At 67.3% G+C, this 18,355-nt stretch carries 16 protein-coding genes and 2 tRNA genes; 15 read left to right on the top strand and 3 right to left on the bottom strand.

Features of this window, described 5'->3' with window-relative positions; all coding sequences use genetic code 11:
* The first annotated feature begins 1 nt into the window (after position 1).
* The 7 genes from hflX (at position 2) to RN02_RS22135 (ending at position 8,741) form a co-directional block, all read left to right on the top strand.
* Positions 2–1,303, top strand: coding sequence for a ribosome rescue GTPase HflX (gene hflX, locus RN02_RS22165; RefSeq protein ID WP_043316877.1), 1,302 nt, complete (start codon positions 2–4; stop codon positions 1,301–1,303).
* A 94-nt stretch (positions 1,304–1,397) separates the two neighbouring features.
* Positions 1,398–2,567: an FtsH protease activity modulator HflK gene (gene hflK / locus RN02_RS22160; RefSeq protein WP_009613468.1), complete on the top strand. Its 1,170-nt coding sequence runs from the start codon at positions 1,398–1,400 to the stop codon at positions 2,565–2,567.
* Positions 2,567–3,436: a protease modulator HflC gene (hflC, locus tag RN02_RS22155; protein ID WP_009613467.1), complete on the top strand. Its 870-nt coding sequence runs from the start codon at positions 2,567–2,569 to the stop codon at positions 3,434–3,436. Before hflK ends, hflC begins: the two co-directional genes overlap by 1 nt.
* Before the next feature lie 107 nt (positions 3,437–3,543).
* Entirely contained in the window at positions 3,544–3,729 is a 186-nt protein-coding gene (locus RN02_RS22150) for a DUF2065 domain-containing protein (protein ID WP_009613466.1), read from the top strand.
* Positions 3,730–3,764: 35 nt separating this feature from the next.
* Positions 3,765–4,943 carry an ATP phosphoribosyltransferase regulatory subunit gene (locus RN02_RS22145; RefSeq protein ID WP_043316876.1) on the top strand — a complete coding sequence of 393 codons (1,179 nt, stop codon included), beginning with the start codon at positions 3,765–3,767 and terminating at the stop codon, positions 4,941–4,943.
* Positions 4,944–5,017: 74 nt separating this feature from the next.
* Complete coding sequence (locus tag RN02_RS22140) at positions 5,018–6,313, top strand: adenylosuccinate synthase (RefSeq protein WP_009613464.1); 1,296 nt, start codon at positions 5,018–5,020, stop codon at positions 6,311–6,313.
* Between the two features lie 493 nt (positions 6,314–6,806).
* Complete coding sequence (locus RN02_RS22135) at positions 6,807–8,741, top strand: methyl-accepting chemotaxis protein (protein WP_043316873.1); 1,935 nt, start codon at positions 6,807–6,809, stop codon at positions 8,739–8,741.
* A gap of 90 nt (positions 8,742–8,831) precedes the next feature.
* On the opposite strand, the gene RN02_RS22130 is transcribed toward RN02_RS22135, so the two are convergent.
* A tRNA-Leu gene (locus tag RN02_RS22130) sits at positions 8,832–8,918 on the bottom strand.
* 138 nt (positions 8,919–9,056) lie between these two features.
* Positions 9,057–9,143, bottom strand: a tRNA-Leu gene (locus tag RN02_RS22125).
* A 207-nt stretch (positions 9,144–9,350) separates the two neighbouring features.
* Between RN02_RS22125 and rnr the strand changes: the two genes are divergently transcribed.
* The 8 genes from rnr (at position 9,351) to alr (ending at position 18,021) form a co-directional block, all read left to right on the top strand.
* On the top strand, positions 9,351–12,071 hold the full coding sequence (gene rnr / locus RN02_RS22120; RefSeq protein WP_043316871.1) for a ribonuclease R: 2,721 nt from the start codon (positions 9,351–9,353) through the stop codon (positions 12,069–12,071).
* On the top strand, positions 12,068–12,817 hold the full coding sequence (rlmB, locus tag RN02_RS22115) for a 23S rRNA (guanosine(2251)-2'-O)-methyltransferase RlmB (RefSeq protein ID WP_043316869.1): 750 nt from the start codon (positions 12,068–12,070) through the stop codon (positions 12,815–12,817). The genes rnr and rlmB overlap by 4 nt, the downstream gene beginning before the upstream one ends.
* Positions 12,818–13,219: 402 nt before the next feature.
* Complete coding sequence (gene rpsF / locus RN02_RS22110) at positions 13,220–13,636, top strand: 30S ribosomal protein S6 (protein WP_009613460.1); 417 nt, start codon at positions 13,220–13,222, stop codon at positions 13,634–13,636.
* A gap of 28 nt (positions 13,637–13,664) precedes the next feature.
* On the top strand, positions 13,665–13,895 hold the full coding sequence (gene rpsR / locus RN02_RS22105) for a 30S ribosomal protein S18 (protein WP_009613459.1): 231 nt from the start codon (positions 13,665–13,667) through the stop codon (positions 13,893–13,895).
* A gap of 35 nt (positions 13,896–13,930) precedes the next feature.
* A complete protein-coding gene (locus RN02_RS22100; RefSeq protein WP_043268604.1) occupies positions 13,931–14,800 on the top strand; it encodes a hypothetical protein in 870 nt (289 codons plus the stop codon).
* A 21-nt stretch (positions 14,801–14,821) separates the two neighbouring features.
* Positions 14,822–15,268 carry a 50S ribosomal protein L9 gene (gene rplI / locus RN02_RS22095; RefSeq protein ID WP_009613455.1) on the top strand — a complete coding sequence of 149 codons (447 nt, stop codon included), beginning with the start codon at positions 14,822–14,824 and terminating at the stop codon, positions 15,266–15,268.
* Between the two features lie 130 nt (positions 15,269–15,398).
* On the top strand, positions 15,399–16,793 hold the full coding sequence (gene dnaB / locus RN02_RS22090; protein WP_009613453.1) for a replicative DNA helicase: 1,395 nt from the start codon (positions 15,399–15,401) through the stop codon (positions 16,791–16,793).
* A gap of 154 nt (positions 16,794–16,947) precedes the next feature.
* Positions 16,948–18,021 (top strand): alanine racemase, encoded by a 1,074-nt coding sequence (alr, locus tag RN02_RS22085; protein ID WP_043316867.1) that lies wholly within the window; start codon positions 16,948–16,950, stop codon positions 18,019–18,021.
* Positions 18,022–18,023: 2 nt separating this feature from the next.
* Here alr and RN02_RS22080 read toward each other — a convergent pair whose 3' ends face one another.
* Positions 18,024–18,341, bottom strand: a complete 318-nt coding sequence (locus RN02_RS22080; protein WP_236695212.1) for a hypothetical protein — start codon at positions 18,339–18,341, stop codon at positions 18,024–18,026.
* Between the last annotated feature and the right edge of the window lie 14 nt (positions 18,342–18,355).

Below are 18,355 nucleotides of genomic sequence, written 5' to 3'. Positions count from 1 at the left end.
CTTGTTCTTTGAGCGCCCGGGTGGTGGGGAACGGGCCATTCTGGTCCATCTGGAAGGTCAGGACCCCGAGGCGCGCGAAGACCCGCAGGAATTCCAGGAGCTGGCCCGTTCGGCGGGCGCGGAGTCGGTGGCATTCGTCAACGTTTCGCGCCATCAGCCGTCGGCCAAGTTCCTGATCGGCAGTGGCAAGGTCGATGAGCTGCGCGACCTGGTGCAAGTCCAGGACGTCGAGCTGATCATCTTCAACCACACCCTCACGCCCAGCCAGGAACGCAACCTCGAACGCGTCCTCGAATGCCGGGTGCTCGACCGTACCGGTCTGATTCTCGACATCTTCGCCCAGCGCGCCCGCACCCATGAGGGCAAGCTGCAGGTGGAGCTGGCGCAGCTCGAACACATGAGCACGCGCCTGGTGCGCGGCTGGACCCACCTGGAAAGGCAGAAGGGCGGTATCGGCCTGCGCGGTCCCGGTGAAACCCAGCTGGAAACCGACCGCCGCCTGCTGCGCGCCCGCATCCGCCAGATCAAGCAGCGCCTGGAGAAGGTCCGCAGCCAGCGCGAACAGGCCCGCCGTGGCCGGCGCCGGGCGGAAATCCCCTCGGTTTCCCTGGTCGGCTACACCAACGCCGGCAAGTCCACGCTGTTCAACGCCCTGACCACTTCCGAGGTCTATGCGGCCAACCAGCTGTTCGCCACCCTCGACCCGACCCTGCGCCGGCTCGAGCTGGAGGACGTCGGCCCGGTCGTGCTGGCCGATACCGTGGGTTTCATCCGCCACCTGCCGCACAAGCTGGTCGAGGCCTTCCGCGCTACGCTGGAAGAGTCGAGCAACGCCGACCTGCTGCTGCACGTGATCGATGCCCACGAGCCGGAGCGCGACGCGCAGGTGGAGCAGGTGCACGCGGTGCTGACCGAGATCGGCGCCAACGAGCTGCCGATGCTCGAGGTGTACAACAAGATCGACCTGCTGCCGGACATGGACGCGCGAATCCAGCGCGACGAGAGCGGCAAGCCGGTGCGGGTCTGGCTCTCCGCCCGAGACGGGCGCGGGCTGGAACTGCTGGAAAAGGCGGTGGCCGAGCTGCTGGGCGACGACCTGTTCGTCGGCACGCTCTGCCTGCCGCAGCGCCTGGGGCGCCTGCGCGCGCAGTTCTTCGAGCTGGGCGCGGTGCAGTCCGAGGACCACGACGAGCAGGGACGCGCCGTTTTGCAGGTTCGCCTGCCGCGTGTCGAGTTGAACCGCCTGGTCAGCCGCGAGGGATGGCAGCCGGCGGAGTTCATTGCGCAACACACTTTGCAATAAAGCCCGGAACGGTGCTTTTGGCACCGGGCGGGGCATTCGGTAGCATGGGTGGTCGCGCCGCTGGCGCGTTTCGCGTTACTAGATGGAGAGCGCTATGGCTTGGAATGAGCCGGGTGACAACTCGAACAAGAACGATCAGGACCCCTGGGGTGGGCGCCGTGGCGGCGGCCGCCAGGGCCCTCCGGATCTCGATGAGGCCTTCCGCAAGCTGCAGGACAGCCTCAATCGCATCTTCGGCGGCAAGAAACCGCGCGGCGGCAGCCCCGTCGGCGGCAAGGGCGGTGGCCTGGGCCTGTTCGGCATCGGCCTGGCCGTGCTCGCCGTGCTCTGGCTGTACAACGCCATCTACGTGGTGGACGAGCAGGAGCAGGCGGTGATCCTGCGCATGGGCAAGTACTACGACACCGTGGGCCCGGGCCTGAACTTCTACTTCCCGCCGATCGACAGGAAGTTCCAGGAGAACGTCACCCGCGAGCGTGCCTACAGCAAGCAGGGGCAGATGCTCACCGAGGACGAGAACATCGTCGAGGTCCCGCTGACCGTGCAGTACAAGGTCAGCAACCTGAAGGACTTCGTGCTCAACGTCGACCAGCCCGAGGTCAGCCTGCAGCACGCCACCGAGAGCGCCCTGCGCCACGTGGCCGGCTCCACCACCATGGACCAGATCCTCACCGAGGGCCGCGAACAGATGGCCACCGAGGTGCGCGATCGCCTGCAGCGCTTCCTGGACACCTACAAGACCGGTATCACCGTGACCCAGGTGAACATCCAGAGCGCCGCCGCCCCGCGCGAGGTGCAGGAAGCCTTCGACGACGTGATCCGTGCCCGCGAAGACGAACAGCGCGAGAAGAACCAGGCCGAAGCCTACGCCAACGGCGTGGTGCCCGAAGCCCGCGGCCAGGCCCAGCGCATCATCGAGGAAGCCAACGGCTACCGCGACGAGGTGGTTGCCCGAGCCGAGGGTGAGGCCGACCGCTTCAGCAAGCTGGCCGGCGAATACCGCAAGGCGCCGGAGGTCACCCGCGAGCGCCTGTACCTGGACACTATGCAGGAGGTCCTGTCGCAGAGCAGCAAGGTGCTGGTCACCGGGCAGCAGGGGCAGAACAACCTGATCTACCTGCCGCTGGACAAGATGATCGACGGCCGTGGCTCGGCAACGCCGGGCAGCGGCGCGGCGGGTACGACGAGCAGCACGCCGGACATCGGCTCGCGGGTCGCCAGCGACCTGCAGCAACGTGACCTGCGCACCAGGGAGAGCCGCTGATGAGTAACAAGTCCCTGATCGCCCTGATCGCCGCCGTGGTGGCTGCCGTGGCGCTGTGGAGCAGCATCTACGTGGTGCAGCAGACCGAGCGCGCGGTGCTGCTGCGCTTCGGCCGCGTGGTCGAGTCGGACGTGCAGCCCGGCCTGCACTTCAAGATTCCCTACGTCAACCAGGTGCGCAAGTTCGACGGCCGCCTGCTGACCCTGGACTCGCCGACCCAGCGTTTCCTCACCCTGGAGAAGAAGGCAGTGATGGTCGACGCCTACGCCAAGTGGCGTGTGGCCGATGCCGAGCGCTTCTATACCGCGACCTCGGGCCTCAAGCAGATCGCCGACGAGCGCCTGTCGCGGCGCCTGGAAGCCGGCCTGCGCGACCAGTTCGGCAAGCGCACCCTGCACGAGGTGGTGTCCGGCGAGCGCGACGCATTGATGGGCGACATCACCGCGTCGCTCAATCGCATGGCGCAGAAGGAGCTGGGCATCGAGGTCATCGACGTGCGCGTCAAGGCCATCGACCTGCCGAAGGAAGTCAACCGCAGCGTGTTCGAGCGCATGAGCACCGAGCGCGAGCGCGAGGCCCGCGAGCACCGTGCCAAGGGCCGCGAACTGGCCGAGGGTATTCGCGCCGACGCCGACCGCCAGCGCCGCGTGCTGTTGGCCGAGGCCTATCGGCAGTCCGAGGAAACCCGCGGTGAGGGCGACGCCAAGGCGGCGGCGATCTACGCCAAGGCCTACAACCAGGACCCGGAGTTCTATGCCTTCACCCGCAGCCTCAAGGCCTACCGCGACAGCTTCGCCGACAAGAAGGACGTCCTGGTGCTGAGCCCGGACAACGAGTTCTTCCGTTATCTGGAGAAGTCCAAGCCCTGAGTGGGTTCTCCGGCGGGCGGCAGCGCCCGCCGGAGAAAACGTGTTATCATGGGTCAGCCGGGAAATCCCGGCTTTTTTGCGTCCGCGAGATTTATGTACAGAGAGCCATGTGGCAGGAATTCGGCAAAGCGTTCTGTCTGTTGCTGGTGCTGGAGGGCATCCTCCCTTTCCTGTATCCGCGTGGCTGGCGTGAGGCCGTCAGCGGGCTTGGTCGCTTGGACGACCGGCGCCTGCGGCTCATCGGGCTGGGCAGCATGCTGCTCGGCACCGGCCTTCTTTACTGGATTCACTAGATGAATTGCCGCCCGGCTGAAAGGGGAGAGGCGACATGGCAACGGTAGACCGCTGGCTGCTGCCAGATGGGATCGAAGAAGTGCTGCCACCTGAGGCGGCGCGCGTCGAAGCAGCCCGCCGTCAGGTGCTGGACCTGTTCCAGCGCTGGGGTTACGAGTTCGTCGTCACCCCGCACATCGAATATCTGGAGTCCCTGCTGACCGGCGCTGGCCAGGACCTGGACCTGCGCACCTTCAAGGTCACCGACCCGGCCTCGGGCCGGCTCATGGGCTTCCGCGCGGACATCACGCCGCAAGTGGCGCGCATGGACGCCCACAGCCTGCGCCGCGAGGGCCCTAACCGCCTGTGCTACGCCGGCAGCGTGCTGCATGCCCGCCCGCGCGCCCTGGCCACCTCGCGCAGCCCGATCCAGCTGGGTGCCGAGCTCTACGGCGACGCCAGCCCGGCGAGCGACGTCGAAGTCATCAGCCTGATGCTCGACATGCTGGCCATGGCCGAGGTGCCGGACGTGCACATGGACCTCGGCCATGTCGGTATCTATCGTGGCCTGGCCCGCGCCGCCGGCCTGTCCGGCGAGGCCGAGCAGGCTCTGTTCGACGCCCTGCAGCGCAAGGCGGTGGATGAAGTCGCCGCGCTCACCGACGGCCTGCCGGCCGAGCTCGCCGGCATGCTTCGCGCCCTGGCCGAGCTGTGCGGCAGCCGTGAGGTGCTGCAGCAGGCCGCCGCAGTGCTGGCCGATGCGCCGGCGGTGGTGAAGGCCGCCCTGGCGGATCTGGTCGTCATCGCCGACGCCCTGGCGCAACGCTTCCCGCAGCTGCCGTTGTATTTCGACCTCGGCGAGCTGCGCGGCTACCACTATCACACGGGGGTGGTGTTCGCCGCCTTCGTGCCCGGCGTCGGCGAGTCCATCGCCCAGGGTGGTCGCTACGACCACATCGGCGCCGACTTCGGTCGTGCGCGGCCGGCCACCGGCTTCTCCACCGACCTGAAGACCCTGGTGACCCTGGGCCAGGTACGGCTGGACGCGCCGGTGCAAGGCATCTGGGCGCCGGCCGAAGGGGCCGGCCTCTGGCAGGCGGTGCAGCAGTTGCGCCGCGACGGGCGGCGCGTGGTTCAGGCGCTGCCCGGGCAGGATGCGGCTTCGGCGCGCGAGGCGGGTTGCGATGCGCAACTGCAGCTGCGCGAAGGCAATTGGCAGGTGGTGCCCTTCTGACCCGTGATCGACGGGCACCGCGAGTTTCCGCCGGCCGAGGCCGGCACCGAATATCCACGATGGGGACAAGTGTTATGGGTAAGAATGTCGTAGTCCTGGGCACCCAATGGGGTGATGAGGGCAAAGGCAAGATCGTCGACTTGCTCACCGACCAGGCTGCTGCCGTGGTTCGTTACCAGGGCGGCCACAACGCCGGCCACACCCTGGTGATCGACGGCGAGAAGACCGTGCTGCACCTGATTCCGTCGGGCATCCTGCGCGAAGGCGTGCAGTGCCTGATCGGCAACGGCGTGGTGCTGGCGCCCGACGCGCTGATGCGCGAGATCGCCAAGCTGGAGGAGAAGGGCGTACCGGTGCGCGAGCGCCTGCGCATCAGCCCGTCCTGCCCGCTGATCCTGTCCTTCCACGTCGCCCTCGACCAGGCGCGCGAGAAGGCCCGCGGCGACGCCAAGATCGGCACCACTGGCCGTGGCATCGGCCCGGCCTACGAAGACAAGGTCGCCCGTCGCGGCCTGCGCGTGGCCGACCTGTTCCACCGCGAGCGCTTCGCCGCCAAGCTGGGCGAACTGCTGGACTACCACAACTTCGTCCTGCAGAACTACTACAAGGAGCCGGCGGTCGACTTCCAGAAGACCCTCGACGAGTGCATGGGCTACGCCGAGCAGCTCAAGCCGCTGCTGGCCGACGTCACCAGCACCCTGCACGACCTGCGTCGCGCCAGCCAGAACATCATGTTCGAAGGCGCCCAGGGCTCGCTGCTGGACATCGACCACGGCACCTACCCGTTCGTCACCAGCTCCAACACCACCGCCGGCGGCACCGCCACCGGCTCCGGTTTCGGCCCGCTGTTCCTGGACTACATCCTCGGCATCACCAAGGCCTACACCACCCGCGTCGGTTCCGGCCCGTTCCCGACCGAGCTGTTCGACGAAGTGGGCGCCTACCTGGCGAAGAAAGGCCACGAGTTCGGCGCCACCACCGGCCGTGCCCGCCGTTGCGGCTGGTTCGACGCCGTGATCCTGCGTCGCGCCATCGAGATCAACAGCCTGTCCGGCCTGTGCCTGACCAAGCTGGACGTCCTCGACGGCCTGCAGACCGTGCGCATCTGCACCGGCTACAAGAACGCCGCCGGCGAACTGCTGACCGACGCGCCGACCGACGCCGACAGCTACATCGGCCTGCAGCCGGTGTACGAAGACCTGCCGGGCTGGAGCGAATCCACCGTCGGCGCCAAGACCCTGGAAGCCCTGCCGGCCAACGCCCGCGCCTACATCAAGCGCATCGAGGAGCTGGTCGGTGCGCCCATCGACATCATCTCCACCGGCCCGGACCGCAACGAGACCATCGTCCTGCGCCATCCGTTCGGCTGATCCGTCGCGGCGCTAGCCGCTGCGAAGGGTGTGAAAAGCCGCTTCTCCTGATGGGGAAGCGGCTTTTTCGTTTGGGGCTGGGGCTCTTCGTAGGAGCGGGCCCTGCCCGCGATTCGCGCGCAGGGCGCGCTCCTACAGGGGAATGGCGTGGGTGGGGTTGCGTAGGAGCGGATCTTATCCGCGATTCGCGCCGGTATGTCCGGTTATCGCGGACGGAGTCCGCTCCTACGGCCGTGCTTCCCGGGAACCGTTGGCGTTGTACCCTCCGGAGGGCCTGAAATTGTAGGAGCGAGCTTGCTCGCGAACCGTGCCAGCCGCACTGCAACTGCCGGGAAATTCCGTTCGCGAGCAAGAACCAGGCGTCCCCCTCGCTCCTACAAAAAGTAATCTCTCCCAATCAGTCGGCCAATGGCCACCCCAACGGCACGCCCCTTGCTGGCAAATGGCATCGGCGCATCCCGCGCCAGTATTCCGTTACCCGAGGAGGCACTCCGTGTCCGCCGTCCTTTCGCTGTTGCGCAGCCGCCTGCTGCGCCCCGTGTTCATCGCCCTGGGCCTGGCGCTGCTGGCGCAGTTGCTGATCGCCCTGTGGCTCACCCGCAGTACCGTGGACCAGCTGGTGGCCGACCTGGGCGAACGCCTGGGCGGCCAGTCGCAGCGCCTGGCCGGCGAGTTGGAGCGCGCCGGTGGCGAGCTCAGTTCAGGGCTCACCGAGCTGTCCGCGCGAACCCGCGAACGCCTCGGCGCCGCCTTGTCGGCGCGGCTGGAGGAGGAGCGCGGCGAAACCCGTCAAAGCCTCGAACAGAGCCTGCGGCAGTCCGCCGACCAGCTTGCCCAACTGCTTGCCGCGGTGGCGCCCAAGGCCATGTGGGACAACGACGTACCGACGCTCTCCGAGTACGCCCGGCGCGCCCAGGCCAACCCCAACGTGCTCTTCGTGGTCTACGACGATGCCCAGGGGCAGCACCTGACGCGCTACCTCAACCGCGAGGACCCGCGCATCCAGGCGCTGCTCGCCAAGGGCCAGGCTGAGCGCGCCCTGGACAAGGTGCTGGAAGCGGCCGCCCACGACGACTCGGTGATCCTCTCCAGCGTGCCCATCAGCCCCAACGGCGTGGTGATCGGTACCGTGCGCCTGGGTATTTCCACGGCCGAAGTGGAGAAGCAGGTGCAGGCTCTGGACAAGCGCTTCTCCGCCCTGATCGCCAGTGGCGACCAACTGGTGGCCGACAGCCTGGCCGGCGCCGCCGCCGACAGCAACAAGGCGCTGAGCGCCCGTCTGCAGGCGGCGCAGCAGGCGGCCGCCGAGATGAGCCAGGGTGCGCAGGGCGCGGTGGAGGCTTCCGCCGGTAGCCTGCGTTGGCACATCGGCCTGGGGCTGCTGCTGGTCGGCCTGGGCGTACTGCTGGTGCTGGCTTTGGTGCTCGGGCGGCGAGTGGTGAATCGCCTGCGCCTGTTGATCGATGCACTCGACGACCTGGCGGCTGGGGAGGGCGACCTGACCCGCCGCGTGCGCCTGGACAGCAATGATGAAGTGGGCGAGATGGCGACCGCGGTGAACCGCTTCGTCGACAAGCTGCAGCCCATCGTCCGCGAGGCGGGGCAGGTGGCGCAGCGCACCGGCAGCGAGATCGCCGCCCTGGCCTCACGCAGCGCCAGCGCCGAGGCGGCCGCCGATCGCCAGCGCAACGAAGTGGCCGGCAGCCTGGAGGCGCTCGCCGGCATGGCCGCCGAAGCCCAGCTGGAAAGCCAGGCCATGCAGGAGGCGCTGGAGCGCGTGGCGTCCATCCGCAAGGCGGCTGACGACAACGCGGCCATCGCCCGGCGCGTCGGCGGCCTCATCGAAACCCTGGAGTCCCGCGTGCAGAGCGGCGCCGGGGTGATCGAGAAGCTGGCGCAGCAGAGCGAACAGATCGAAGTGGTGCTCTCGGTGATCCACGGCATCGCCGAACAGACCAACCTGCTGGCGCTCAATGCCGCCATCGAGGCGGCGCGGGCCGGCGAGAGCGGCCGCGGCTTCGCCGTGGTGGCCGACGAGGTACGGGCGCTGGCGAGCAAGACGCAGCAGTCCACTGGCGACATACAAACGCATATCGATGCCTTGCAGCGTGGCGCGCGCGAGGCGGTGGAAGCCATCGGCCAGGCCCGCGAGCAGGCAGTGCAGGGGTTGGCCGCGCTACACGACAGCGAGCGCCTGCAGCGTGAAGTGCAGCGGGCCGTGGAGGAAGTGCATGGCGCCATCGAGTCGGCGGCCCATGCCGCCGAGCAGCAGGCCGCCGGTGCGGTCGCGGTGCGCGGGCGCGTCGAGGTGATCCACGCCGAGGCGGGACGCGCCGCGGAAGCCGTCGCCGCCACCGCCAGCAGCGGGCGCGTGCTGGACGGCCTGGCGGCGCAGCTGCGCGCCAGCCTGGGGCAGTTCAAGGCATGAGGGGAGAAGGGCCGGGCGTTTCGTCCGGCCCGCTCCTGCGAACGACGGAAACGAAAAAGCCGAGCAGTGCTCGGCTTTTTCGCTTGAAGATGGTGCCCAGGAGAAGACTCGAACTTCCACGGTGTTGCCACCGCTAGGACCTGAACCTAGTGCGTCTACCAATTCCGCCACCTGGGCATGCTTTTCAGCACGGGGTGCGATGATCGCTCATCGTCTTGCGGTAATGCAACCTTTCGGTCGCTTCGGCGTCTCAATGTCCGGTTATCAGGGTTCCGAACCGCCGCGATACAGCCAGGGGCTCTATCGTGAAATAAGTGGTGCCCAGGAGAAGACTCGAACTTCCACGGTGTTGCCACCGCTAGGACCTGAACCTAGTGCGTCTACCAATTCCGCCACCTGGGCACTGGATGCGATGATTGCTCATCGTTTCCGTGTTACAACGTCGCAGTGACGCTGTGGGCGCGAACTATACGGAGCAGGCTTTGGCTTGTAAACCCCTGATGCGATAAAAAATTTATTCTTGGTCGAAGCTGACCGACGAGCGGATTTCGCGCTTCAATAAGCACATGACACTTACATTTATATAGACGATAAGGTGATCTCACCCTGATGGCCGATTGGCAAAACCTCGATCCCGAGGCCGCCCGCGAAGCGGAAAAATACGAAAACCCCATCCCCAGCCGCGAACTGATCCTGGCGCACCTCGCCGAACGCGGCGCGCCGGCGACCCGCGCGCAACTACTGGAAGAGCTCGGCCTGTCCGGCGAGGAGCAGGAAGAAGCCCTGCGCCGTCGCCTGCGCGCCATGGAGCGTGACGGCCAGCTCATCTATACCCGCCGCGGCGCCTACGCCCCGGTGGACAAGCTGGACCTGATCCGCGGCCGCATCGCCGGCCACCGCGACGGCTTCGGCTTCCTGATTCCCGACGACGGCAGCGACGACCTGTTCCTCAGCCCGACGCAGATGCGCCTGGTGTTCGACGGCGACCGCGCCCTGGCGCGCGTCTCCGGCTTCGACCGCCGCGGCCGCCGCGAAGGCGCCATCGTCGAAGTCATCGAACGCGCCCATGAGACCCTGGTCGGCCGCTACTTCGAAGAGAGCGGCATCGGCACCGTGGTCGCCGACAACCCGAAGATCCAGCAGGAAGTGCTGATCCCGCCGGGCAAGCATGGCGCGGCCAGGCACAACCAGTTCGTCCAGGTGCGCATCGACCAGTGGCCCAGCGTGCACCGCCAGGCCCAGGGCGAAGTGGTGGAAGTGCTCGGCGACTACATGGCGCCGGGCATGGAAATCGAAGTCGCCCTGCGCAGCTACGACATCCCCCACGTCTGGCCCGAAGGCGTGGAGAAGGAAGCGGCCAAGCTCAAGCCCGAGGTGGCGGACAAGGACAAGGAGAAGCGCGTCGACCTGCGCGCCCTGCCGTTCGTGACCATCGACGGCGAGGACGCCCGCGACTTCGACGACGCCGTCTACGCCGAGAAGCGCAAGGGCGGCGGCTGGAAGCTGTACGTCGCCATCGCCGACGTCTCCCACTACGTGAAGGTGGGCTCGGCGCTGGACGAGGAGGCGGCCAAGCGCGGCAACTCGGTGTATTTCCCCGAGCGCGTCATCCCCATGCTGCCGGAAATCCTCTCCAACGGCCTGTGCTCGCTGAACCCGCTGGTCGACCGCCTGGCCATGGTCTGCGAGATGAACCTGTCCAGGGCCGGCAAGATGACCGGCTACCAGTTCTACGAGGCGGTCATCCACTCCCACGCGCGGCTCACCTACACCAAGGTCAGCCAGTACCTGGAGACCCCCGACAGCCCCGAAGCCAAGCGCCTGGCCGAGCAACTGCCGGGCGTGGTGCCGCACCTGAACACCCTGTATGACCTGTACAAGGTGCTGCTGGCGGCGCGCCACGTGCGTGGCGCCATCGACTTCGAGACCCAGGAGACGCGCATCGTCTTCGGCGCCGACCGCAAGATCTCGGAGATCCGCCCGACCCAGCGCAACGACGCGCACAAGCTGATCGAGGAATGCATGCTGGCGGCCAACGTGGCCACCGCCAGGTTCCTCGAGAAGCTGGAAATCCCCGCGCTGTACCGCGTCCACGACGGCCCGCCGCAGGAGAAGCTGAACAACCTGCGGCAGTTCCTCGGCGAACTGGGCCTGGCCCTCTACCGCGGCAAGGGCGAGCCGACCCCCGGCGACTACCAGGCGCTGCTCGAATCCATCCAGGGCCGCCCGGACTTCCAGCTGATCCAGACGGTGATGCTGCGCTCGCTGAGCCAGGCGGTGTACAGCCCGGAGAACCACGGCCACTTCGGCCTGAACTACGAGGCCTACACCCACTTCACCTCGCCGATCCGCCGCTACCCGGACCTGCTGGTGCACCGCGCCATCCGCAGCGTGATCCGCTCCAAGCGCGAAACCGACCTGGTGCAGCGCGCCGGCGCCGCCGCGATGGCCAAGGCGCGCATCTACCCCTATGACGAGCCGCGCCTGGAGCAGCTCGGCGAGCAATGCTCGATGACCGAGCGGCGCGCCGACGAGGCCACCCGCGACGTCACCAACTGGCTGAAGTGCGAATACATGCGCGACCGCGTCGGCGAGACCTTCGACGGCGTGATCACCGCGGTCACCGGCTTCGGCATCTTCGTCGAGCTGACCGACATCTATGTCGAGGGCCTGGTGCACGTCACCGCGCTGCCCGGCGACTACTACCACTTCGACGCCGTGCACCACCGCCTGGCCGGCGAGCGTACCGGGCGCAGCTTCCGCCTCGGCGACATCACCCAGGTGGTGGTGGCGCGGGTCGACCTGGACGAGCGCAAGATCGACTTCGAGCTGGCCGAAAACGCGCTCAGCGCGCCCATCGGCCGCAAGAAGCGCGGCGACAAGGCCGAGACGGCCAAGCCCGGCAAGCCTGCCAAGGCGGCCGCCAAGCCGGCCAGGGCCAAGGGCCAGCCGCGCGAGCTGCAGCTGGAAGTGCCGGAGCCGCCGCTGCCCGTGGCGCCGCCGCGCAAGCGCAAGGTCGGTGTGGTCCAGGCGTTGCCCTCGGTGGCGCCGGAGATGCTCGCCAAGGCCGACGAGATGCTCGGCAACACCGATGTGAACAGAAGCCGCGCGCTGAAGCAGGCGCTGCTCGACGAAGCCAAGGTGGGCGGCAAGCGGCCGCCGGCCAAGGCCCAGGGCAAGCCGGCGAAGAACGCCAAGGCCGCTGCGGAGAAGCCGCGCAAGCCGTCGAAGCAGAAAGCCAAGGCCGCCAAGCCGAGCAAGCACCGCAAGGGCCCGTCCAAGCCCAAGGCGGAGGGCGCCGCGGCAGGCAAGCCTAAGGCCAAGCCATGAGCCAGTGGGAAAAGGTCTACGGCGTGCACGCCGTGGAGGCGCTGCTGCGCCATCATCCCAAGCGCGTCAAGCAGTTGTGGCTGGCCGAGGGGCGACACGACCCGCGGGTCCAGGCGCTGGTGGAGCTGGCCGGGCAGACGCGGGTGCCGGTGGGCACCCGTGAGCGCAAGGAACTCGACGAGTGGGCCGAGGGCGTGCACCAGGGCGTGGTCGCCGAGGTCAGCCCGAGCCAGGTGTGGGGCGAGAACATGCTCGAGGAACTGCTCGAGCGCACCCCGGGGCCGGCCTTGCTGCTGGCCCTGGACGGCGTCACCGACCCGCACAACCTCGGCGCCTGCCTGCGCACCGCCGATGCCGCCGGCGCGCTGGCGGTGATAGTGCCGAAGGACAAGTCGGCGACCCTCAACGCCACCGTGCGCAAGGTCGCCTGCGGCGCCGCCGAGGTGATCCCGCTGGTGGCCGTGACCAACCTCGCGCGCACCCTGGAAAAGCTCCAGCAGCGCGGCCTGTGGGTGGTCGGCACGGCTGGCGAGGCGACCCAGACCCTCTACGAACTGGACCTCACCGGGCCCACCGTGCTGGTCATGGGCGCCGAAGGCAAGGGCATGCGCCGCCTGACCCGCGAGCACTGCGACTACCTGGCCAAGCTGCCCATGGGCGGCAGCGTCAGCAGCCTGAACGTGTCGGTGGCCACCGGCGTGTGCCTGTTCGAGATCGTTCGCCAGCGCCAGGCGAAACAGGCCTAAGAACCCCGTAGGAGCGAGCTTGCTCGCGAACCAAATCCGGCACCGTGCCCGCCCGGTTCGCGAGCAGGCTCGCTCCTGCGAAGAGCCCCCAGCGCGGTCTGCAGGACAGTTGGAGCCATAGGAGAAATGCCGTCGTAGGATGGGTTGAGCGAAGCGATACCCATCGCCATGGCCGCATGGGTTTCGCAAGCCCGACCCATCCTGCGAAGAGCCTCTGCCGCCCCCCGCCAGCAATTGCTCAAATATTCATCAATTGCCTTGCGCCGCCTTCCCCCCTTCTCTAGAATGTCGCCCCTTGCCGTCCGGGCAGGCGCTCACGCGTCCACCCGCCGGCAAGTCAAAAAGACATTCACTCCTTGCCTGACCGCATCGTCGGCAGGCTGCAACCCGTAAGGAGCATTTATGCGTCATTACGAAATCGTGTTCCTGGTTCACCCGGACCAGAGCGAACAAGTCGGTGGCATGGTCGAGCGTTACACCAAGGTCATCGAAGAAGACGGCGGCAAGGTTCACCGCCTGGAAGACTGGGGCCGTCGTCAGCTGGCTTACGCCATCAACAACGTGCACAAGGCTCACTACGTTCTGCTGAACGTCGAGTGCAGCGCCAAGGCCCTGGCCGAACTGGAAGACAACTTCCGCTACAACGACGCCGTCATCCGTAACCTGGTGATCCGTCGCGACGAAGCCGTTACCGGCCAGTCCGAAATGCTGAAGGCCGAAGAGAGCCGCAACGAGCGCCGCGAGCGCCGTGAGCGTCCTGACTCCAACGAAAACGAGTCCGCTGACGGCGAAGACAGCCGCGACAGCGCCGACGAGTAATCCCGGACAGTATTGAGGAGCCGATAACATGGCACGTTTCTTCCGTCGTCGTAAGTTCTGCCGTTTCACCGCTGAAGGCGTCAAGGAGATCGATTACAAAGATCTCAACACCCTGAAGGCCTACGTTTCCGAAACCGGCAAGATCGTTCCGAGCCGCATCACCGGCACCAAGGCCAAGTACCAGCGTCAGCTGTCGACCGCCATCAAGCGCGCTCGCTACCTGGCCCTGCTTCCCTACACCGACAGCCACGGCCGTTGATCGGGCAGTCGACGTAGCCTTGATGGATAGATCGCATGCGCGCATTGGCTGAATTCGTCATGCGAGGCCGCATGCAGGCGACCCTGGTGGTCGTCGCAGCCGCGGTACTGCAGCCGTTCTTCTGGCTCGGTGCCGCCGCCGGCAGCCTGGTGCTGCTGCGCCGAGGAACCGGCGATGCCATTGGCATCCTGGCCTGGGCGCTGCTCCCGGCCCTGGCCTGGTGGTACCTGGGCGACCCTACGGTCACCCTGGTGATGCTGGGTTCGGCGGTCCTGGCGCAGGTGTTGCGCACCAGCATGTCCTGGAATCGGGTCATGCTGGCCAGTGTGGTGTTGGGCGTGTTCTACGTGCTGCTGTTGAGCACGGTATCCGCCGGGCTGGTTCAAGGTCTGGCGGAGGCGTTTGGCAAGGTGCTGCCGCAGGTGCTGTCGGAAGCGAAGCTTTCGGCGGACCAGCAGGCCGAGCTGCAAGCGGGGCTGGTGCCGGCCGTTACCGGCCTGCTGGCCGCCTCGCTGCAGGTCATCAGCCTGCTGTGCCTGATGCTGGCGCGCTACTGGCAAGCGGCGCTGTACAACCCGCAAGGGTTCGGCCGCGAGTTCCGCGCGCTGCGCCTGGCGCCGGCGGTGGCCATCGCGCTGCTGCTGGGCGTGCTGGTGGTGCCGCTGCTGGGCCCACAGTTCGCCGTGGTGGCGCCGTTGTGCGCCGTGCCGCTGCTGTTCGCCGGGCTCGCGCTCGGCCATGGGCTGGTCGCGCTGAAACGCCTGCCGGGGTTCTGGCTGGTGCTGTTGTACGGCCTGGCGCTGATGCTGGGGAATGTGATCTGTCTGGTTGCTGTCGTCGATAGTCTGTTTGATTTTCGTGGTCGCCTGGTACGTCGCCAGGGCTCCACGAACGGTGAAGGTTAAAAGTTAAGAGGTAAGACTCAAATGGAAGTCATCCTGCTGGAAAAGATCGCCAAACTGGGCAACCTGGGCGACAAACTGAACGTCAAGGGCGGCTACGCCCGTAACTACCTGCTGCCGCAGGGCAAGGCCACCGCTGCCACCCCGGCCAACGTCGCTGCTTTCGAAGAGCGCCGCGCCGAGCTGGAAAAGGCTGCCGCCGCGAAGAAGGCTGACGCCGAAGCTCGCGCCGCCCAACTGGCCGAACTGATCGTCACCATCGGCGCCCACGCCGGCGACGAAGGCAAGCTGTTCGGTTCGATCGGCACCCGCGACATCGCCGAAGCGGTCTCCGCTGCCGGCTACCCGCTGGAAAAGGCCGAAGTGCGCCTGCCCAACGGTGCCCTGCGCACCGTCGGCGAATACGACATCGAAGTGCAACTGCACACCGACGTCGAAGCGACCCTGCACGTGGTCGTCGTCGCCGAGTAAGCGATCCGTCGCTGCGACGCCGTGGACACCTTGCGTGGACGCGGCAGTTCGCTAACATCGGGCACGGTACCGCCTAGCGGTCCGTGCCCTTTGTTTTTCTGCATCCATCCGAGTTTCCTGCGCCGAGCCCATGAACGACATCACCGTCCCCGAGCAATACGACCTGCAAACGGCCACCCTCAAGGTGCCGCCGCATTCGATCGAAGCCGAACAGGCGGTGCTGGGTGGTCTGATGCTCGACAACAACGCCTGGGAGCGCGTGTCGGACGCGGTGTCCGACGGCGACTTCTACCGCCATGACCACCGCCTGATCTTCCGCGCGGTGTACAAGCTCGCCGAAGGCAACCAGCCGATCGACGTGGTGACCCTCTCCGAGCTGCTGGAGCGCGAAGGCCAGCTGTCGCAGGTCGGCGGCCTGGCCTACCTGGCCGAGCTGGCGAAGAACACCCCCTCGGTGGCGAACATCAAGGCCTACGCGCAGATCATCCGCGAGCGCGCCACCCTGCGCCAGCTGATCGGCATCAGCAGCGACATCGCCGACAGCGCCTTCAACCCCGAGGGCCGCAGCGCCAACGAGGTGCTCGACGAGGCCGAGCGGCGCATCTTCGAGATCGCCGAGGCGCGGCCGAAGACCGGCGGCCCGGTGGGCATCGGCGACATCCTGGTGAAGACGATCGACCGGATCGACCACCTGTTCAACACCAACGACGCCTTCACCGGCATCTCCACCGGCTTCACCGACCTCGACGAGAAGACCAGTGGCCTGCAGCCGGCCGACTTGATCATCGTCGCCGGCCGTCCGTCCATGGGCAAGACCACCTTCGCCATGAACCTGGTGGAGAACGCCGTGCTGCGCACCGACAAAGTGGTGCTGGTGTATTCCCTGGAGATGCCCTCGGACTCGATCGTGATGCGTATGCTCTCGTCCCTGGGCCGCATCGACCAGACCAAGGTGCGTTCGGGCAAGCTGGAGGACGACGACTGGCCGCGCCTGACCTCGGCGGTCAACCTGCTCAACGAGCGCAAGCTGTTCATCGACGACACCGCCGGCATCTCGCCCTCGGAAATGCGTGCGCGCACCCGGCGCCTGGCCCGCGAGCACGGCGAGATCGCCCTGATCATGGTGGACTACCTGCAGCTGATGCAGATCCCCGGTTCCTCCGGCGACAACCGCACCAACGAGATCTCCGAGATCTCCCGCTCGCTCAAGGCCCTGGCCAAGGAATTCAACTGCCCGGTGGTGGCGCTGTCGCAGCTCAACCGCTCCCTGGAGCAGCGCCCGAACAAGCGCCCGGTGAACTCCGACCTTCGCGAATCCGGGGCGATCGAGCAGGACGCCGACGTGATCATGTTCGTCTACCGCGACGAGGTGTACCACCCGGAAACCGAGTTCAAGGGCGTGGCCGAAATCATCATCGGCAAGCAGCGTAACGGCCCCATCGGCACCGTGCGCCTGGCCTTCCTCGGCCGCTTCACCCGCTTCGAGAACCTCGCCCCGGGCATGTACAACTTCGAAGACGAATAAAGACGAGTAAGGCTGGAGGCTGTACGTAAGAGCTTGATGCGCAGTGGCCGGGGGTTATGCTGTTTGCCTTCAGCCTTCAGCCTTCAGCCTTCAGCCTTCAGCCTTCAGCCTTCAGCCTTCAGCCTTCAGCCTTCAGCCTTCAGCCTGGACCCCCATGCGCCCCCTTATCGCCCATATCGACCTCTCCGCCATCCAGCACAACTACGCCCTGGCCAAGCGCTGCGCGCCGGGCCGCGAGGCGTTCGCCGTGGTCAAGGCCAATGCCTACGGGCATGGCGTGCGCGAGGTGGTGACCGCGCTGCGTGACGAGGCCGACGGCTTCGCCGTGGCCTGCCTGGAGGAGGCCGCCGAGGTCCGCGCGCTGCACGGCACCGCGCGCATCCTGCTGCTGGAAGGCTGCTTCGAGCCGAGCGAGTTCCTGGTGGCCTCGCAACTGCGCCTGGACATCGCCGTGCAGGGCCCGGAGCAACTGGCGACGCTGCTGGCCAGCAACCTGCCGCAGCCGCTCAATGTCTGGCTCAAGCTGGATTCGGGCATGCATCGCCTGGGCTTCTCCGCCGAGGCCCTGCGCGCGGTCTTCCCGAGCCTGCGCGGCGCCCCGCAGGTCGCCGAGCTGAACCTGATGAGCCACTTCGCCTGCGCCGACGAGCGCGGCCATATGCTCACCGAGGACCAGCTGGAATGCTTCCTCGGCCTGCTCGACCTGGACTTCGACCAGCGCTCGCTGGCCAACTCCGCCGCCGTGCTGGGCATCCCGGCGGCGCACATGGACTGGATCCGCCCCGGCATCATGCTCTACGGCGCCTCGCCCTTCGCCGACCTGGGCGCGGCCGAGATGGGCCTGCGCCCGGCCATGAGCCTGCATGCGCAGGTGATGTCCATTCGCGAAGTGGCGGTGGGCGAGAGCGTCGGCTACGGCGCCACCTGGGTGGCCGAACGGCCGTCGCGCATCGGCACCGTCAGTTGTGGCTACGCCGACGGCTACCCACGCCACGCGCCCAGCGGCACGCCAGTGTTGGTCGCCGGCCAGCGCGCGCCGCTGGCCGGCCGGGTGTCCATGGACATGCTGGCGGTGGACCTCACCGACCTGCCCGAAGCCACCGTCGGCGCCCCGGTGGAACTCTGGGGCGCGCAACTGGCGGTGGACGAAGTGGCCGCCCACGCCGGCACCATCGGCTACGAGCTGCTGACCAAGGTCACCGCGCGGGTGCCGCGGCGCTACCGTTAGTTTCAGCCGCCCATGCGCTCGCGCAACTTGCGCAGCGCCGGCGACTCGCCGCCGGTGGCCTCGATGCAGAACTCGGCGTAGGCCTGTTCCAGTTCGCGGTATTGCTGCAGGCCCTGCTCGGTGAACAGATAGCGCCCGGGAATGTCGCGCCACTGCACCGGCGCATCCAGGCTGCCGGCCTCGGCACGGCCGAGCAGATCGTCGAGTTCACGCAGCAATTGCCCTGCGGCCGGGTCGCGCGCCAGGTGCTGCTGCAGGTTGGCCCGCAATGCCCGGGCCTTGGCTTTCAGGGTTTCGGTGTGCATCACTTCTCTGCTCATCGTGGGCTGCTGCC

The sequence above is a fragment of the Pseudomonas sp. PI1 genome (assembly GCF_000812405.1).
GTDB classification, from domain to species: domain Bacteria; phylum Pseudomonadota; class Gammaproteobacteria; order Pseudomonadales; family Pseudomonadaceae; genus Pseudomonas; species Pseudomonas citronellolis.
This window is presented reverse-complemented; position numbering and strand designations above follow the sequence as displayed.